10 protein-coding genes are annotated in these 18490 nt (G+C 73.0%); 1 reads left to right on the top strand and 9 read right to left on the bottom strand.

Annotated elements, in window-relative coordinates; genetic code table 11:
• Window positions 1–575 precede the first annotated feature (575 nt).
• Together ACZ4XD_RS12325 and ACZ4XD_RS12330 are read right to left on the bottom strand one after the other, a co-directional pair.
• A complete protein-coding gene (locus tag ACZ4XD_RS12325; protein ID WP_468041131.1) occupies window positions 576–2138 on the bottom strand; it encodes a sensor histidine kinase in 1563 nt (520 codons plus the stop codon).
• Complete coding sequence (locus ACZ4XD_RS12330) at window positions 2135–2824, bottom strand: response regulator (protein ID WP_468041133.1); 690 nt, start codon at window positions 2822–2824, stop codon at window positions 2135–2137. The genes ACZ4XD_RS12325 and ACZ4XD_RS12330 overlap by 4 nt, the downstream gene beginning before the upstream one ends.
• 165 nt (window positions 2825–2989) lie before the next feature.
• On the opposite strand from ACZ4XD_RS12330, the gene ACZ4XD_RS12335 reads away from it, so the two are divergent.
• Window positions 2990–3589, top strand: coding sequence for a hypothetical protein (locus ACZ4XD_RS12335; protein ID WP_468041135.1), 600 nt, complete (start codon window positions 2990–2992; stop codon window positions 3587–3589).
• A gap of 181 nt (window positions 3590–3770) precedes the next feature.
• Here ACZ4XD_RS12335 and ACZ4XD_RS12340 read toward each other — a convergent pair whose 3' ends face one another.
• The 7 genes from ACZ4XD_RS12340 to glgX form a co-directional block, all read right to left on the bottom strand.
• Window positions 3771–5402, bottom strand: coding sequence for a M4 family metallopeptidase (locus tag ACZ4XD_RS12340; protein WP_468041137.1), 1632 nt, complete (start codon window positions 5400–5402; stop codon window positions 3771–3773).
• Between the two features lie 287 nt (window positions 5403–5689).
• Window positions 5690–7969 (bottom strand): M4 family metallopeptidase, encoded by a 2280-nt coding sequence (locus tag ACZ4XD_RS12345; protein ID WP_468041140.1) that lies wholly within the window; start codon window positions 7967–7969, stop codon window positions 5690–5692.
• A gap of 476 nt (window positions 7970–8445) precedes the next feature.
• A complete protein-coding gene (locus ACZ4XD_RS12350) occupies window positions 8446–10299 on the bottom strand; it encodes an ABC transporter ATP-binding protein (protein WP_468041142.1) in 1854 nt (617 codons plus the stop codon).
• Window positions 10299–12251, bottom strand: coding sequence for an ABC transporter ATP-binding protein (locus ACZ4XD_RS12355; RefSeq protein WP_468041144.1), 1953 nt, complete (start codon window positions 12249–12251; stop codon window positions 10299–10301). Before ACZ4XD_RS12355 ends, ACZ4XD_RS12350 begins: the two co-directional genes overlap by 1 nt.
• Window positions 12252–12277: 26 nt before the next feature.
• Window positions 12278–14170 carry an ABC transporter ATP-binding protein gene (locus tag ACZ4XD_RS12360; RefSeq protein ID WP_468041146.1) on the bottom strand — a complete coding sequence of 631 codons (1893 nt, stop codon included), beginning with the start codon at window positions 14168–14170 and terminating at the stop codon, window positions 12278–12280.
• Complete coding sequence (locus ACZ4XD_RS12365; RefSeq protein ID WP_468041148.1) at window positions 14167–16116, bottom strand: ABC transporter ATP-binding protein; 1950 nt, start codon at window positions 16114–16116, stop codon at window positions 14167–14169. The genes ACZ4XD_RS12360 and ACZ4XD_RS12365 overlap by 4 nt, the downstream gene beginning before the upstream one ends.
• An 85-nt stretch (window positions 16117–16201) precedes the next feature.
• Window positions 16202–18457 carry a glycogen debranching protein GlgX gene (gene glgX, locus ACZ4XD_RS12370; RefSeq protein ID WP_468041150.1) on the bottom strand — a complete coding sequence of 752 codons (2256 nt, stop codon included), beginning with the start codon at window positions 18455–18457 and terminating at the stop codon, window positions 16202–16204.
• Window positions 18458–18490: the final 33 nt, after the last annotated feature.

Raw genomic sequence — 18490 nt, forward strand, 5'->3', positions numbered from 1 at the left:
CCTGTCCGCTTTCACTCGGCCGGCGGATGGCACGGCGGGGCGGTTCGGTGCTCTCCCGGCCCCGGCGGGTGGTTCCCCCGACGGATCCCGCGCGGGTGGGCCATGCGGGTGGCGGGTGGCCCCGCGGAACCCGCCCTGGGCGACGACCGGGACGTCGGGCTGGACCAGGCCCCACCGGCCGGTCACCACGCGCCCGCCATGACCCGGCGGACACCTCCCGGCTCTCGCGCGGGCGACTGCGGCGCTGCGCTGACACGGTCGGCGTTCGCCTCCTCAACTCGGTCTGATCACAGCGGAGTTGCGGTGTGCGGATGTCCGGTGCCGCGCCGGGGCCCATCGGCGCCACACCGCAGCCTCTCTCCAGGAGGGAGTCCGTACAAGAGCGCATGAGGGGGTGGAATCAGCCATATCGGCGGACGGGGCGGTAAGGGGGTGCCGGGGTCGGGCCGGGAGGGGGAAGTCGCCTGCGGCGGGGGCGAGTTGAGGGTGTCGGGGTCTGCGGGTTCGACTCCGAAGGGGCCGGTCCGAAGGGGTCGGTCCGGCGGGCGTACGGCATAACGCCAGGGCGGCCCGTCCTAGCGGTCCCGGCGGTGCACCACGCTCTTTCTGACCAGCCGCTCGTCGGCGGTGAAGCAGAGCTCGTAGGCGGAGTCGGGGTGGACGGTGTAGTAGACGCAGGTCCAGGCGGGCGGGGGCGGCGGGGTGCCGTCCGGCGGGGCGTCCAGGGCGAAGAACGGCAGCAGGGACTCCACCCGGGAGCGGTCGGCGCCGAGGCGGAGCGCCGTGTAGTGCTCCCGCTCCAGCACCGTCCAGGACGGGCTGACCAGGTGGTAGATGCTACTCAGCAGCACCAGGACGGCCAGCAGCGCCACCGGGGCCGCCACCATCTGCCGGAGCCGGCGCCGCACCTGCCGCTGGGCGTGTGCCAACTCCCGCTGGGCCGCGGTGGGTTCGGGGCGGGCGGGGGATTCCGGGCGGGCGCCGGCGGCGGTCGGCAGCCGGGCCGAGACCGTGAAGCCGCCCTCCGGGGCGGGCCCGGCGCGCAGTGTGCCGCCCGCCAGCCGTACCCGCTCGTCCAGTCCCACCAGCCCGCTGCCGCCGGAGACCGGCCCGGCACCCGGACCGGCCGTTCCCGCGCTGTTGGCCACCGTGACCCGCACCTGCCCGGCGTCCCGTCCGATCCGCACCCGGACGGCCGCGCCGGGGGCGTGTTTGGCGGCATTGGTCAGGGACTCCTGGACGACGCGGTGCAGGGCGTGGCCGGTCATGGCCGGAAGCGTGCCGGTCCCGGTGCCGTCCGCCTGCTCCAGGGTCACCGTCATCCCGGACGCCCGCGCCCGGTCCACCAGCCGCGCCACGCTCTCGTCGGCCGGTACCCGGGGCGCGCTCTCGTCATCCGTGCGCAGGACGCCGATGATCTCCCGCAGCCGTTCGGTCGCCGTCCCGGCCGCGGCCCGCAGCTCACCGGCGGCCGCCTGCCGGTCCGCGTCCAGCCGCGGATCGACCTCCAGCGCCCCGGCCCGCAGGGCGATCAGGGCCAGGTCATGGCCGAGGGAGTCATGCATGTCACCGGCGATCCGGGCGCGTTCGCGCAGCCGGGTGCGATCGGCGACGGCCTGCTGTTCGCGCTCCATCCGCTCGGCGAGCTGCCAGCCGGTACGGGCCAGTTCGGCGTACTGCCGGCGGTAGCGGCCCAGCAGCCACGGCAGCACCACATTGAGCAGCAGCGTCAACAGCAGCGAGAACCACGGCCACACCGTGCGGCCCAGCACCGCGGCCAGCGGCAGCCCGCAGGCCGCCACGGCGCAGAAGAACCACAGCGCCGGACGGGCCCGGGACAGCCGGACCCCGGCCAGATAGCCGAACGCCGCCAGCGCGGCGCAGTAGCCGGTGGTGAACAGATCCAGCGAGATCACCAGGCTCGGCGCGATCGGCAGCGCCAGCGCCGTCAGCGGACTCCGCCTGCGCAGCAGCACACAGACGCCGAGCAGCGGAAAGGCGGCCACGGTGGCCCACCGCTGGGCGCCGTCGAGGGAGGCGACGACGAGCGCCGCCGGACCGCACAGCGCGAGCCAGAGTCCCAGCGCGGGGGCGTGGGCGCGCAGCCGCCGGGCGTCCGGGCGCTTCCACCGCCTCATGACGCCGGGACCAGGCCCGCCTCGTACGCGAGGATCGCCGCCTGGACGCGGTTTTTGAAGCCCAGTCGGGCGAGGATCGCGCTGACATGCGCCTTGACGGTGCCCTCGACCAGGAACAGCCGCCGGGCGATCTCCGCGTTGGACAGCCCGGCGCCGACCAGCCCGAGCACCTCGCGCTCCCGCCCGGTCAGCTCGGCGACCCGGGCCCGGGCGGCCACTCCGCGGCCCAACTGCCCGCCTCCCAGGTGCGAGATGACCCGCCGGGCGACGGACGGGGAGAGACAGGAGCCGCCTGCGACGACGGCCCGGACCCCGGCGATCAGCTCCCGCGGGTCGCCGGACTTCAGCAGGAAGCCGGCCGCGCCCGAGCCGAGGGCACCGGCGATGTACTCGTCCTCGGAGAACGTCGTCAGCATCACGACGGCGGTGGCGGGCAGCGCCCTGGCCAGCTCCGCGGCGACCCCGAGGCCGTCCAGCCGCGGCATGCGGATGTCCAGCAGACAGACGTCGGGCCGGTGCCGGAGCGCCTGGTCGATCGCCTCGCGGCCGTCGGCGGCCTCCGCGACGACCTCGATATCGGGCGCCGTGCCGAGGATCGCGCGCACCCCGGCCCGCATCAACGGCTCGTCGTCGGCGAGCAGGACCCTGGTACGGCTGACGGGCGGGCCGCCGCTGGACTCAGTCATACCGTCAGACTAAGCGGCGGGAAGGGCGCACCGGCCCGCTGCCACGGTGCCGCGGTGGGCGGCTCCTCCCCCAACCGGGCGGGGTCCAGGGCCCGTCCGGCACGGTGCCGGGGCCGGCGGCGGGCGGTGCCGGATGCTGAGGGCCGCCGACCCGCAGGAGAGACCGTGAACCAGTCCAGCCCGCACGGCACCCGGGAACCGGCACGCCCCGGCGCCGGCCAGGCCACCGGCGGGGAGGCCGGGGTCATCGGCATCGCCCTCGCCGCCGTGCTGACGGCCGCTCTGGCGCAGGGCTCCTGGCAGTGGTTCGCCACCTACGTCGGGGTGACGCTGCTCGCGGTGGTCTGCTCCTTCTACGCGCTGCCGGCCTGGACGCCCGGCCTTCGCACCGCGTATGTGCGCAAACTGGTCGCGTTCGCGCTGACCGTCGGTCTGTGTATCGCGATCACACTGGCGCCGATGCTCCAGCGCTGGGCGTGGCTGCTCCCGATGGAGGGGACCCGCAGCGGGTGCGGTCAACTGGGCCGATACGAAAGCCTGCGGGCGGAGGCGGAGCTGGCGCAGCTGAGCGGTCGCGACCGGACCGCGCTGGCCCGTGCGCAGCAGGCCCGCAGTCATGTGGCCGTCGCCGACTGTCTGTCGGCCACGACGACCCGCTGGCTGCCGCTGTACGGGGCCGGGGCGGCGGTGCTGGTGGGTGCGGGCGCATGGAACTACAGCCGGGCCCGGGCGAGGAGGGAGAGCGGGCCGGGGGCGTCCCGCTGAGGGCGGTCCCGTCATCCCTGGCGGGTGAGCGGGTGCCTTCTCGTCAGCCGGCCGCGCCCGGGCCGGGCGGCCGAACTCCCGGCCCCGGAACGCGCGAAGGCGGTGCCCGGAGGATCTCCGGACACCGCCCGCGCCGGGGTCACTTCACCCCGGGACGATCAGCACGTTCCCGCTCGTTGCGTCACTTGACGGCGACACCGGTCCAAGCGGCCTCGACGCCCTTGACCTCGGCGCTGCCGGCCTTGTACAGGTCGGTGGCGGCCTTGACGGTCGCCTCACGGGCGGCCTTGTAGTCGGTGTTCGAGGTCATGTACTCGGTCAGGGCCTTGAACCAGATCTTCTCGGCCTTGTCCCGGCCGATGCCCTCGACCTTCTTGCCGTCCGCCGTCGGGCTGTCGTACTTGACGCCACCGATCTCCTTCTGGCCGCTGCCCTCGGACAGCAGGTAGAAGAAGTGGTTGGCGACACCCGAGGAGTAGTGCGGGTCGAGGCCACCGGTCTTGGAGTCCCAGTTGTCCTGCGACTGACCGTCCTTGGACGGCTTGTCCATGTAGCGCAGCGGGGTACCGTCACCGTTGATGTCGATCTTCTCGCCGATGAGGTAGTCGCCCGGGTCCTTCTCGCTCTTGGCGAAGAACTCGGCCGAGGTCCCGAAGATGTCCGAGGTGCCCTCGTTGAGGCCGCCGGACTCACCGCTGTAGGTGAGGTTGGCGGTGGCGGAGGTGACACCGTGCGACATCTCGTGCGCCGCGACGTCCAGCGCGGTCAGCGGGGCCTTGTCGCCCTCGCCGTCGCCGTACGTCATGCAGAAGCAGTCGTCGTCCCAGAAGGCGTTGACGTAGCTCTTGCCGTAGTGGACGCGCGAGGAGGCACCCTTGCCGTCACCCTTGATGCCGCTGCGGCCGTGGACCTTCTTGTAGTAGTCCCAGGTCACGCCCGCACCGTAGTGGGCGTCGACGGCCGCGGTCTGCGGGTCATCCGGCTTGCCGGTGCCCCACTTGTCGTCCTCGTCGGTGAAGGCCTTGCCGTCACCGGACTCGCCGTTTTCGAGGTTGGTGGTCTTGTGGCCACCGCGCTCCTTGTCGGTCAGCGTGAAGCCGTTGCCCTCCTTGGAGGTGCCCAGCTCGACGCTGCCGCTGTACTCGCTCTCGCCCTTGCCGGTACGGATCTCGTCGTACTGGAACAGCTTCTTGCCGCTGTTGGCGTCGGTGATGACGTGCATCCGGCTCGGCGTGCCGTCCTTCTTCACGCCCTTGACGACGGTGTCGTAGGCGAGAGTCGGGGTGCCGGAGGCGGCCCAGACGACCTTCTTGGGCGCCTGCGCGTCGGCCTTCTTCGCGCTGAGCGACTTGACCGCGGTGCCCTGGGCCGACTTCGCGGCGGCCGTCGGGGCGATCTTCGCCGTGGTGGAGGCCACCTTGACCGTCTTCTCGGTCGACTTGGTGGTGCTCTTGACCGCGCCGCCCTTGGCGGTGTGCACGATCAGGTCGCCGCCCAGCACCGGCAGGCCGGCGTAGGTGCGGTCGTAGCGGGTGTGCGTGGTGCCGTCAGCGTCCTTGATGACGTCCTTGACGACCAGCTTCTCCTGCGAGCCCAGGCCCAGTTCCTTGGCGGTCTGCGCCTTGGTCGCGCTCGCGTCGCGCAGCAGTTCCGCGCGGTGCGAGGCGGTGAGCTTGAGGGGCGAACCGTCCGCGGTGGGGGTCTGGGCGGGGGAGGCGCCGGCGGTACCTGCGGTGATGCCGGCGGCCACGAGGGCTGCGACGGCGATCGACGTACCGACGACACGGGTCTTACGGGATATGCGGGGGGTCACGCGTGCTCCTTCAACTTTGCCAAGTGGTGGGGGTGCAAAGCGATGCGGGTGTGACGTGCGTTCGGGAAGACTGCCATTCGAACGCGTGCATGTCAGGAGGGTGTTAAGGGATTGGCTGAAAAATGTCCGTAGAGAGGGACGCGCCGTTCGTATAACGGAGCTGGGCGCCGCCCCCGGATACCAGGGGACGACGCCCAACGCGCGTGCTTCGTGTGTCAGTTGTGCGGTGGCGAGATCTGTGACCCGCCTATGTCACACCTAAGTGACGACTGAGTGATGCCTCCCGGTCAGAAGGTCAGCTTCCAGCCGTTGATGTAACCGGTGTCCTGGGAGTAGACGTCCTGCACCCGCAGCTTCCAGGTGCCGCTCGCCTTCTCCGCGGAGGCGTTGACGGTGTACGTGGTCTTCACGTTGGCCGCCGAGTCGAACGCGCTGGCGTTCTTCAGCCGGTAGGCAGTGCCGTCCGGGGCGATCAGGTCCACGACCAGGTCACCGCGGTAGGTGTGCACGATGTCCACCGCGACCTTCAGCGTGCTCGGTGCGTTGCCGGTGCGGCCCACGTTGATCGGAGAGTTGACCGCCGCGCCCGCGTCCGGGATCTGCACATCGTCGGCGTTCTCGAAGACATTGCCGCCGCCGGCCGGGTTGACCGTCCAGGAGAAGGCGGTGCTGCCGGTCTTCTTCGCGGCGTCGGTGACCGTGACCGTCACATTGCCGGTCCCGGCCGTGGTCGGCGTACCGGAGATCAGACCGGTGGTCGCGTTGATCGACAGCCCGGCGGGCAGCCCGGTCGCCGCGTACGACAGTGCGCCGGCGGTGCCGCTGCTCGCCTTGATCTGGAGGCTCGCCGCCTGGCCCACGGTGCTGGTCTGGCTGCCCGGGTTGGTGACGGAGACCGCGCCGCTGTCCGGGACCCGGGAGCCGACGTTGACCGCCGCCCAGGTGTTGGCGACCGTGTTGTACGAGGCGCTGCCCTCACCGAACAGGTCGGCGGCGGCCTTGAGGGTGGCGGTGCGGGCGGCCGCGTAGTTGGTGTTGGCGCTCATGTACTGGCTGAGTGCCTTGAACCAGACCTTCTCGGCGTTGGCCCGGCCGATGCCCGGGACCGGCAGGTTGTCGAAGGTCGGGCTGTCGTAGTGGACGCCGCCGATGTCCTTCGGGCCGCTGCCCTCGGACAGCAGGTAGAAGAAGTGGTTGGCGACACCGGACGAGTAGTGCACGTCCTTGTTGCCGACGTTGCTCGACCAGTAGTCGGCCGAGGCACCGTCCTTGGACGGCTTGTCCATGTAGCGCAGCGGCGTGCCGTCGCCATTGATGTCGATCTTCTCGCCGATGAGGTAGTCACCGGGGTCGGAGGAGTTGTTGGCGTAGAACTCCACCGCCGTACCGAAGATGTCGGAGGTCGCCTCGTTGAGGCCGCCGGACTCCCCGCTGTAGGTGAGGTCGGCGGTGGCCGCGGTGACGCCGTGCGACATCTCGTGGCCGGCCACGTCGATGGAGGTCAGCGGGGCGGCGTTGCCGCTGCCGTCGCCGTACGTCATGCAGAAGCAGCCGTCGTCCCAGAAGGCGTTGACGTAGCTGTTGCCGTAGTGCACCCGGGAGTAGGCGCCCACGCCGTCGCCCTTGATGCCGCTGCGGCCGTGCACGTTCTTGTAGTAGTCCCAGGTCACCTGGGCACCGAAGGCCGCGTCGGCACCCGCCGTCTGGGCGTTCTGCGGGGTGCCGTCGCCCCAGGTGTCGTCGGCGTCGGTGAACAGCGAACCGGTGCCGGACGAGCCGTGCTTGAGGTCGTAGGTCTTGTGGTTGCCGCGGGTCGGGTCGGTCAGCGAGAAGTTCGGCGCCGAGCCCGACGAACCGACGGTGACCTTGCCGCTGTACTGGGTGTTGCCGACGCCGTTCTCGATCCCCTGGTACTCGAAGATCTTGGCGCCGGTCGTGGCGTCCGTGATGACGTGCAGCTGGTTGGGGGTGCCGTCGTCCTGGAGCCCGCCGACCACCGTCTCGTACGCCAGCAGCGGCTTGCCGTCGGCGACCCAGACCACCTTGCGCGGGGCCTTCGCGGCCTCGGTCTTCTTCGAACCGAGCGCCTGCGCCGCCTTGACGGCCTTCGCCTCGGCCGTGGCGGGCTTCACCTTCGCGGTGGTGCTCGCGACCTTCAGCTGGGAGCGCACGGCCTTGGTGACGCCCTTGAGCGTGCCGCCCTTGCTCTCGTGCACCACGAGGTCGCCGCCGAGGACGGGCAGCCCGTCGTAGGTGCGCTCATAGCGGGTGTGCACGGTGCCGTCGACATCCTTCGAGACGTCCTTGACGACCAGCTTCTCCTTCGCGCCGAGCTTCAGCTGCCGCGCGGTCTCGGCGGTGGTGGCACCGGCTGCCCGTATCAGCTCCGCACGCTGGGACGGGGACAGCTTGGCCGGCAGGGCGCCGGGATCGGGGGTGGCATGCGTGGTGCCCGGCCGCGGGGCGGCCGCCGTACCGGTACCGGCCTGAACGCCGACGGCCAGCATCGCCGTGACGGCGACCAGTGCGCCGGTCGCGACGGCGCGTCCATGGGGGGTGCGTCTCACACTGACTCCTTCTGCGGTGGCCGCCACGTGACGATGCGGCCGAGGGGGACCGGGCGGCGAAGCGGCCGTCCGGGCAGAGCGAGGCAGAACTCTTGGAGCGTGTGGGGGGAGACGTACGGGAAGTGCTGGGTGTTCGGGTGGAACGGATAGTGCGGGTGGTGCGGATGGTGCGGGTGGAACCTCCGGCCGCGGGGTGTGGTGCTGTGGGGGCCCGTGCGGCGGTTGCCGGGAAGAGTCCCACCGTCAGCGGCTTGTTGTCAGGCTCCGTTCAACTAATTGGCCGGAAACCGTCCGTTGCCCGAAATCGGTGTCCGGAAGCCGGACGGGTGGCTGAACAGTCGTACGAACCGGGGTCGTACGAACCGGGGCCGGCCGCGCCGTTCCCGTACGGCCGTCTCCTGCGGGACGCCTCGACGCCTAGGGACACCTACGGGGGAGCAGGCATCGCGAGCCGGGCGGGACGGTGCGGACCCGCCCTAGCTGTGCCACGAGTGCCACAGGGCGGCGTAGGCCCCGTCCGCCGCCACCAGGTCGTCATGGGTGCCGAGTTCGGTCAGCCGGCCCTCCTCCATGACGGCCACCCGGTCCGCGTCGTGGGCGGTGTGCAGCCGGTGGGCGATGGCGATGACCGTACGGCCCGTCAGGACGGCGGCCAGGGCGCGCTCGGTGTGCCGGGCCGTCCGCGGATCGAGCAGGGCGGTCGCCTCGTCCAGGATCACCGTGTGCGGATCCGCCAGCACCACACGGGCCAGGGCCAGCTGCTGCGACTGGGAGCCGTCGGGGCGGTGGCCGCCGGCGCCCAGCTCGGTGTCCAGGCCGGCCGGCAGCTCCGCGGCCCACTCGGCGCCCACGGCGGCCAGCGCGGCACACAGCGCGGCGTCCCCGGCGTCGGGCGCGGCGATCTGGAGGTTGTCCCGGAGCGTGCCCAGGAACACATGGTGCTCCTGGGTGACGAGGACGACCTGCCGGCGCAGCGCCGCCGGATCCAGCGCGGCGACCGGCACCCCGCCGACCGTCACGGAGCCGTGGCGCGGTGCGTCGATCCCGGCCAGCAGCCGCCCCAGGGTGGACTTGCCGGCGCCCGAGGGGCCGACCACGGCGAGGCGTTCGCCGGGGCGGACGGTCAGGTCCACGCCGTGCAGGACATCGCGGTCAGCGGCGGGGCTCGCGCTCCCGGCCCCGTAGGCGTAGTGGACGGCGGTGACCTCGATGCGGTCGTCGGCGGGGAGGGCGGGGGAGGGTTCCGCGGAGGGGTGCGGGAGGAGGGCCGCGGGGACGGTCCTCGTTCGGGGCGCCCGGCCCAGCCCCTCGACGCGGGCGAACGCGGCGCCGCTGCTCTGGAGTTGCTCGGCCCAGAACAGGATCGTCGCCAACGGGTCGGACAGCTGCCGCAGATACAGCGCCGCGGTGATGACCACGCCCAGGCTGATCCCGCCCCGCCCGTGCAGCGCCCCGCCGGCCAGCAGCACGCCGACCACCGGGACGACATAGGCGACATCCACGGCCGGCAGCAGCACACTGCGCAGGAACAGGGTGCGGGTGCGGGTGCGGCGGCAGCGCGCGACGGCCTGCTCGCTCGCCGCCGTCCGGCGCTCCTGGAGCCCCAGCGCCTCGACGGTCCGGGCGCCCGCGGCGGTGGCCGCCAGCAGCTCGGCGAGCGCCGAGGTCGCCGCACCCTCCGCCAGATACGCGCCGTGCGCCCGGCGCAGATACCAGCGGACCGCGAACACCCCGCTGAACACGCCCAGCCCGCACAGGCCGAGCAGCGGATCGAGCACCACCACCGCCCCCAGCAGGAACAGTGCCTGCGCCGCGGCGACGCACACCTCCGGCACGGCGTCCCGCAGCGCCCGGGCGACCGAGGTGACATCGGCTGTCCCACGGGCCGTCAGATCCCCGGTCCCGGCCCGCTCCACGACGGCGGCCGGCAGCGCCAGCGCCCGGTCCACGTACTGCTCGCGGACCCGCGCCACGGTCCGCTCGCCGAAGCGGTGCCCCACGTACCGGGCGTAGCGCGCCAGCAGCAGCTGCGCCAGCCCGCACGCCAGGATGACCAGCGCCAGCCGGTCGACCGTGTGCACGCCGCCGCCGGACCGCACCGTGTCCACGATCCGGCCGAGCAGCCAGGGGCCGGCCAGTCCGGCGCCGGCCGCCAGCGCGTTCAGCGCGAGCATCAGGGCGACGGCCCGGCCGTCCCGCCGGACCAGCCGGAGCGCCGCCCGCCGGGTCGTGGCCGGATCGGCCACCGGCAGCGCCGCAGCGGCCGGCAGCGGGTTCCCGGACCGTCCGGGGCGTCCGGGCCGTCCGGGCCGGGGGGCGGTCGCCGTCATCACGCGTCCTCCTTGGCTGCGCGGGCGTCGGGCTGGGGGTTCGCGCCGTTGTGCGGGCCGTGGTGCGTGCCGGTCACGTCCTCGCTGCTCTCGTCCACGCCGGTCTCGTGCACGCCGCCCTCGTCCACGCCGACCTCGCCCATCGCGCTCTCGTCCACGCCTGCCTCGTCCTCGCCGCGGGCCACCAGGCGGCGGTATCCGGGCTGTTCGGCCAGGAGTTGGCGATGGCTGCCGACGGCGGTGGCCCGGCCGTCGACGAGGAAGTACACCCGGTCGGCCCGGTCCAGCAGCAGGGGGGAAGTGCTGGTGACGACGGTCGTACGGCCCGCCCGCGCGCGGTGCAGCCGGGCCGCGATACCGGCCTCGGTGTGCGCGTCGACCGCCGAGGTCGGCTCCACCGCGAGCAGCACCTCGGGGTCGGCCAGCAGCGCCCGCACCAGGCGCAGCCGCTGCCGCTGCCCGCCGGAGAGATTGCGGCCCTGCGCCTCGACCGCCGAGTCGAGCCCGTCCGGCAGCCCGCGGACGATGTCCTCGGCCAGGGCCGTCCGGACGGCGCGGCCGATCGCCTCCTCGGTCCGGTCCCGGCGGCCGCCCACCACCTCGCGCAGCGTCCCCGCGAACAGATCGGCCTCGTTGTCGGCGACCAGGATCCGGTCGCGGAGCCGCGGCAGCGGGATCTCGTCGAGACGCACCGCGCCCCAGGTGGCGGCCGAATCCGCGAACCGGCCCAGACGGTCGACCACCGCCGCCGACTCGCCCGGCCGGGCGGCGGCCAGCGCGGTCAGCAGGCCGGGCACCACCTCGACGCCCGACGCCGGATCCCGCAGCACGGACGCGGCCTCGGGGGCGTCTCCGGCCCCGGTCCCGTCCCTGGACCCGTCCCTGGCCCCGTCCCCGGCCGCGTGCCCGCCCCCGGCCGCGTTCCTGCTCCCGGCCGCGTCCCCGGAGCCCTCCGCGGCGTCCGGCTCCAGCCGCAGGAACCGGACCACCCGCCGGGCGGCGACCAGCCCGCGGGTGAGGTCGTAGCCGCCCTCGATGAAGAACGAGACCGGCACCACCAGCGCCGCCGCGTAGCCGTAGACCGCCACCAACTCGCCCACGGTGATGGCCCCTTGGGCGGCCATCCGGGCCGCGAGCCAGGTCACCGCGGCCAGGAACAGCGTCGGCAGGCCGACCCCGAGGGCCTGCACCCAGCTCGTCACCGCACCGACCCGGTAGCCCTCGTCCCGCAGCGCCCGCGCCTCGCGCCGGTGACGGTCGGCGAACACCTCCTTGCCGCCCAGACCGTTGAGCACCCGCAGCCCGCCGACCAGGTCCGTCAGCCGCGCGGCCAGCCCGCTCTGCCGCTCGCGGTACCGCGACTCGGCCCCCTGTAACCGCCCCAGCAACGGCCCGACCAGCAGCGCGAGCAGCGGGACGCCCAGCAGCACCACCCCGGCCAGCAGTGGCGAGACGGTCAGCAGCAGCACGGCGACGACCCCGTAGGCCAGCACCCCGCCGACACCGGGCCCGGTCATCGTCAGCGTCTGGCTGATCACGCCGACATCGCCGATCCCGATCGTGACGACCTCCCCGGCCGTCACCTTGTGCGGCAGCGCGGCCCCCAGCCGCAGGGTGTGCGCCACGATGACCCGCACCGTACGGAAGGTGGCATCCATCCGGATCCTGGTCATGGTGCGATGCCGCATGACCGCCAGCCAGGCGTTCGCCACCCCGACGCCGAAGAGCACCGCCACCCAGCCGAGCAGCACCGGCATCCGGCCCGGCACCAGCCCCTCGTCGATGGCCCGGGACAGCACATAGGGCGGCAGCATCAGCCCGACCATCCACAGGCTCCCGTAGGTGGCGCCCGCCGCCACCCGCCCCCGCTGGCTGACCACCAGCCACCACACATAGCGTCCGGCACTGCGGTGGTCGGGGATTCCCGGCCCCCGTGCGGTCCCGTTCCTCATGGCGCCCCCCTCGCGTCGTTGCCGCCCTACCCCACGCTGTCCCGCCACGCCTGGTGCAGCTGCGCGAACCGGCCTCCTGCGGCGATGAGTTGGTCCGGCGGGCCGTCCTCGACGATCCGGCCGTCGGCCATGACCAGGACCCGGTCGGCGATGTCGACGGTCGAGAGGCGGTGGGCGATCACCAGGGCCGTACGGCCCTCCAGGACAGTGTCCATCGCGCGCTGCACCGCGCGTTCGCCGGGTATGTCCAGGGAGCTGGTGGCCTCGTCGAGGATGAGCACGGCCGGGTCGGCGAGCAACGCCCGGGCGAAACCCACCAGTTGGCGCTGGCCTGCGGAGATGCGGCCGCCGCGCTTGCGGACATCGGTGTCGTAGCCGTCCGGCAGGGCGGTGATGAAGTCATGGGCGCCGAGGGCCTTCGCGGCGCGTTCGATCTCCTCGCGGGTGGCGTCCGGGCGGCCGATGGCGATGTTCTCGGCCACCGTGCCGGAGAACAGGAACGCTTCCTGGGTGACCATGACGACGCCACGGCGCAGCGCGGCCGTGGACAGCTCGCGCAGATCGACCCCGTCGAGCAGCACCTGGCCCTCGGTGGGGTCGTAGAAGCGGGCCAGCAGCTTGGCGAGGGTCGACTTGCCGGCGCCGGTGGCACCCACCACGGCCACGGTCGACCCGGCCGCGAGGGTCAGATCGAAACGGGGCAGCACCTCGCCGCCGGTGCGGTAGGCGAAACGGACCCCGCGGAAGGTGACCTCACGGCCCGGCCGGCCGGCCGCGGCGAGCGGCAGCGTGGCCGATGCGGCCGGCTCCGGGACACCGGGGCGCCGGGCGAGCAGTCCGGCGATCTTCTGGAGGGAAGCGACCGCGGATTCATAGGAGTTGAGGAACATCCCGAGCCGGTCGATCGGGTCGTACAGCCGGCGCAGATAGAGCACCGCGGCGGCGAGAACGCCGAGCGCCAGGCCGCCCGTGGCCACGCGGTAGGCGCCCCACAGGACGATCGCGGCGACCGCGATATTGGCCACCACCCGGGAGGCGACGACATAGCGCGCCATCTCCAGGAGCGTGTCGCCGTTGAGCCGTGCGTGCTGGTGGTTCAGCCGGGCGAAGGCGGCCTCGTTCGGGCGCTCGCGGCGGAACGCCTGCACCGGCCGGATGCCGTTGAGGGTCTCGGTGAACTTCACGATGACGGCTGCCATCGCCGAGGACTTCGCGCCGTAGGACCGGTGCGAACGGTGCCGGAAGGAGCGGACGAGGAGGGCGAGCGGCGCGGCGGAGGCGAGGGCGGCGGCGCCCAGGCCCCCGTCCAGCCAGAGCAGGGTCACGGTGATGTAGACCGACGAGAGAAGGACCGTGATCAGCTCTTGCAGCCCCTCGTCGAGGAGTTCGCGCAGCGCCTCCACATCGGTGGTGGCGCGGGAGATCAGCCGGCCGGACGTATAGCGCTCGTGGAAGTCCAGGCTCAGCGCCTGGCCGTGCCGGAAGATCCGGCCGCGCAGATCGAGCAGCACATCCTGGCTGACCCGCGCGCTGAACTCGATGAAGCCGAACTGGAGCCCGCCGGACGCCGCCGCGCACAGCACCGCCGCCACCGCCACGGCGAGCAGCGGCCCGTGGTCGCCGGCCCGCAGCGCCGGCACCACCCGGTCGAGAGCGTAGGCGACCAGCAGCGGACCGGCCTGCACGGTGGCCTGCTGGAGCAGCAGCAGAACGGCCACCAGCCCGACGCGGCGCCGGTGCGGGGCCAGCAGGGAGGCGAGGAGGGTGCGCGCGGCCCCCTTGGGGGCGGGCAGGGTGTCGTGGGCGAGCGCGTCGGGGGCGAGGTCCGCGGGCTCCGGGGGCTCCGGGGCGGGCCGTGGCCGGGGGCCTGGGCGGTCCTCGGGGTTGTCGGACGGGCGGCCGGTCGTGGTGGTGGTCATCGGGCGCCCTCTCCGTCGCCGGACATCAGCGTGGCGTACTCGGGGTGGTCCCTGAGCAGTGCGTGGTGGGTGCCGACGGCGGTGATCCGGCCGCCGGACAGCAGGGCCACCCGGTCGGCGAGCAGGACCGTGGACGGCCGGTGGGCGACGACGAGCGCCGTGGTGGTCGCCAGGACCTGCCGCAGGGCCGCCTCCACCAGCGCCTCGGTGTGCACATCGAGGGCGGACAGCGGATCGTCGAGGATCAGGAAGCGCGGTCGGCCGACCACGGCACGGGCCAGGGCGAGCCGTTGCCGCTGCCCGCCGGACAGGCTCAGGCCCTGCTCACCGACCTGGGTGGCCGCGCCCTCGGGAAGGGCATCGACGAAGCCATCGGCCTGCGCGACCTCCAACGCCCGCCGCAGATCGCTCTCCTGGGCGCCCTCCCCACCCATCAGGACGTTCTCCGCGGCGGTCGCCGAGAAGAGCGTCGGCTCCTCGAAGGCCATCGCGACCAGCGCACGGACCTCGTCCCGGCCGAGGGTCGCCAGATCGCGCCCGTCGAGGCTGATCCGGCCCGCGGTGGGGTCGTACAGCCGCGGCACCAGCGCCGTGAGCGTGGTCTTTCCGCTGCCGGTCGCCCCGACCAGCGCCATCGTCTCGCCGGGGTGGATGTGCAGGGTGATGTCCTTGAGCAGCGGCGGGGAGTCCGGCGGCGCGTCCGGGTAGCGGAACTGCACGCCGGAGAAGACCAGGCCACCGGTGCCGGCGGGCTCCGAGGCGTGCCGTACCGGTGCGTCCCGTACCGGGGCGTCAGCAGCCGGGGCGTCCGCAGCCGGTGCGTCCACGGCCGGTGCGTCCACAGCCGGGGCGTCCCGGGTGGGTGTCTCCGCCGCCGGCTTGCCCCGGGCCGGCGCATCACCGGCCGCTGCGTCCCCTGCCGCTTCGTCCACCGCCGGCACGTCCAGCACCTCGAAGTACCGGTCGGTGGCCGCCGCCGCCTCGTTGCTCATGGCCAGCAGGAAGCCGATCGACTCCACCGGCCAGCGCAGCGCCAGGGCGGTGGACAGGAAGGCGACGAGGGTGCCGGCGGACAGTACGCCGTCGGCCACCTGGAGGGTGCCGAGCACCAGCGCCCCGCCGATCGCGATCTCCGGCAGGGTGGTGTTGCACCCCCAGATCCACGCCAGCAGCCGCGCCTTGCGGAGCTCGGACGTACGGAGCGCGCGGGTCAGCTTCCGGAAGGTCTCGGTCTGGCTGCGATGGCGCCCGAAGCCCTTGATGATGCGGATGCCGAGCACCGACTCCTCGACCACCGTCGTCAGATCGCCGAGCTGGTCCTGGGCCCGGCGCGCGGCGCGCCCGTACTTCGCCTCGAAGACCGAGCACAGCACCATCAGCGGCAGCACCGGCGCCAGCAGCACCAGCCCCAGCGACCACCGCTGAGCCAGCAGCAGCACCGCGCCCACCAGGATGGTGACGCCGTTGACCAGCAGAAAGGTCAACGGGAAGGCGAGGAACAACCGCAGCGTCTGGAGATCGGTCGTGCCGCGCGACAACAACTGGCCCGAGGGCCAGCGGTCGTGGAAGGCGACCGGAAGACGCTGGAGGTGGCGGTACAGCGCCTCGCGCATCGCCGCCTCGACGCCGGCCAGCGGACGCGCCACCAGCCAGCGCCGCAGCCCGAACAGCAGCGCCTCCGCGAGCCCGAGCAGCAGCAGAAAGCCGCCGCCGAGCCACGTCCCGCCGGGATCGCGCTCCGCCACCGGCCCGTCCACCAGCCACTTGAGCACCAGCGGAATGACCAGGCTGACGCAGGAGGCGAGCACCGCCACGAAGGCGGCCGTGAACAGCCGCGCCCGCACGGGCCGGGCGAACGGCCACAGCCGCACCAGCGAGCGCACGGCGGAGCGCCGGGGTAAGTCGGTCGGATCGGTCCGGTTCGTCGTCTGCGCGGTATCAGCCATCACTCGCGAGCGTAAGGCGCGGCACTGACAACGCTCACCCGGATTTCGGCCGACGGTCCGCCCCGCGCCGCCGCGCCCGTATGCCTCAGTCCGGCACCGCCCGGAACAACAGCACCGACCGCCCGGCGAGCGTGATCGGCGCGCCCGCCGCGTACGGCGCCTCCGCCGCCCCCGGCTGGTCCTCCCGTGCGGTGTCGACGAGGAGTTCGTAACCGCCGGCCCAGGGCGGCCCGGGGAGGGTGAACGGGCGCGGCCGGTCGCCGGCGTGCAGCACGGCGAGGAAACTGTCGTCGACGATCCGGATGCCCCGGTCGTCGCGCTGGGAGATGTCGTTCCCGGAGAGGTACATGCCGAGCGTGGCGCCCGGGGTGTACCAGTCCTGTTCGGTCATCTCCGTCCCGTCGGCGGTGAACCAGGCGAGGTCGCGCAGACCGCCCTGCTGATGCGGCCGGCCGGTGAAGAACGCCCGGCGGCGCAGGACGGGATGGGCGCGCCGCAGGGCGATGAGCCGGGCGACGAGACCGGCCAGCGGGCGCCACTCCGGGTCCTCCAGGAGCGACCAGTCGAGCCAACTGGTCGTGTTGTCCTGGCAGTAGGCGTTGTTGTTGCCGTGCTGGGTGCGGCCCATCTCGTCACCGGCGACCAGCATCGGCACGCCCGTCGACAGCAGGAGCGTGGTCAGGAGGTTGCGCAACTGGCGGTGGCGCAGCGCGCGGACCTCTTGGTCGTCGGTCTCGCCCTCGGCGCCGCAGTTCCAGGAGCGGTTGTCGTGGGTGCCGTCGCGGTTGCCCTCGCCGTTGTCGGCGTTGCGCTTGTGCTCGTAGCTGACCAGGTCGCGCAGGGTGAAGCCGTCGTGTGCGGTGATGAAGTTGACCGAGGCGTACGGGCGGCGGCCGCCCCAGGCGTAGAGGTCGCTCGATCCGGAGAGCCGGTACCCCAGATCGCGGACATCGTGCTGGGCGCCGCGCCAGAAGTCCCGGACGGTGTCGCGGTAGCGGTCGTTCCACTCCGTCCACAACGGCGGGAAGGCGCCGACCTGATAGCCGCCGTTTCCCACGTCCCACGGCTCGGCGATCAGCTTGACCCGGCGCAGTACCGGGTCCTGGGCGATCACGGCGAGGAACGGGGAGAGCATGTCGACGTCGTGCATGGAGCGGGCCAGCGCGGCCGCCAGATCGAAGCGGAAGCCGTCCACACCCATCTCGGTGACCCAGTAGCGCAGCGAATCGGTGATCAGCCGCAGTACCTGGGGCTGGACGACATGCAGGGTGTTGCCGCAGCCGGTGTAGTCGGCGTAGCGGCGGGCGTCGCCCGCCAGACGGTAGTAGCCGCGGTTGTCGATGCCCCGGAGGGAGAGCGTCGGGCCCAGTTCACCGGCCTCCGCCGTGTGGTTGTAGACGACGTCGAGGATCACCTCGATACCGGCGTCGTGCAGCGCCCGCACCATCCGCTTGAACTCGCCGACCTGCTGCCCCCGGGTGCCGGTGGCGGCGTATCCGGCGTGTGGCGCGAAGTAGCCGATGGAGTTGTAGCCCCAGTAGTTGCGCAGCCCCCGGCGCACCAGGTGGTCCTCGTGCGCGAACTGGTGCACCGGCAGCAGTTCGACGGCGGTGACCCCGAGCCGGACCAGGTGCTCCAGCGCCGCGGGGTGCGCCAGCCCGGCGTAGGTGCCGCGCAGCCGCTTCGGGATACCGGGGTGACGCATCGTGAAACCGCGCACATGCAGTTCGTAGAGCACCGAATCCGGCCAGGGCGTCTTGGGCCGGCGATCGTCCCGCCATTCGTCGGCACCGCCCTCGCCCCCGGTGTCATCGCCGACCACGACGCCCTTGGGGACGTACGGCGCCGAGTCCCGGTCGTCGCGCACGGTGTCGGCGACCTGCTGCTGCGGCCAGTCGCGGACATGCCCGTACAACTGCGCGGGCAGCGCGGCCCCCGTGCCGGACCCCTCCGTACGGGTGCCGAAGTCGCCGTCCACGGCTCTGGCGTACGGGTCGAGCAGCAGCTTCGCCGGATTCCAGCGGGCGCCGGACCAGGGGTCCCAGCGGCCGTGCACCCGGTAGCCGTAGCGCTGCCCGGGGCGGACACCGGGCAGGAAGCCGTGCCAGATCTCATGGGTGAGCTCGGTCAGGGCATGGCGCGTCTCGCGCTCCGCGTCGTCGAAGAGACACAGCTCGACCGCCTCGGCGCCGCCCGCCCACAGGGCGAAGTTGGTGCCGGCGATGCCATCGGGGCCGGTGCGGTACCGGGCCCCCAGGGGAGTGGGGCTGCCAGGACGGATGTCCGCGGGTGGGGCGAGTGGTTCGTCCGCCACTGCCTCCTGCTCGGGTGCGCTCGACACGTGCCCGCCTCCTGCGGCTCATGGCTCGGTCGG

It is taken from the genome of Streptomyces sp. NPDC029466, from assembly GCF_055574515.1.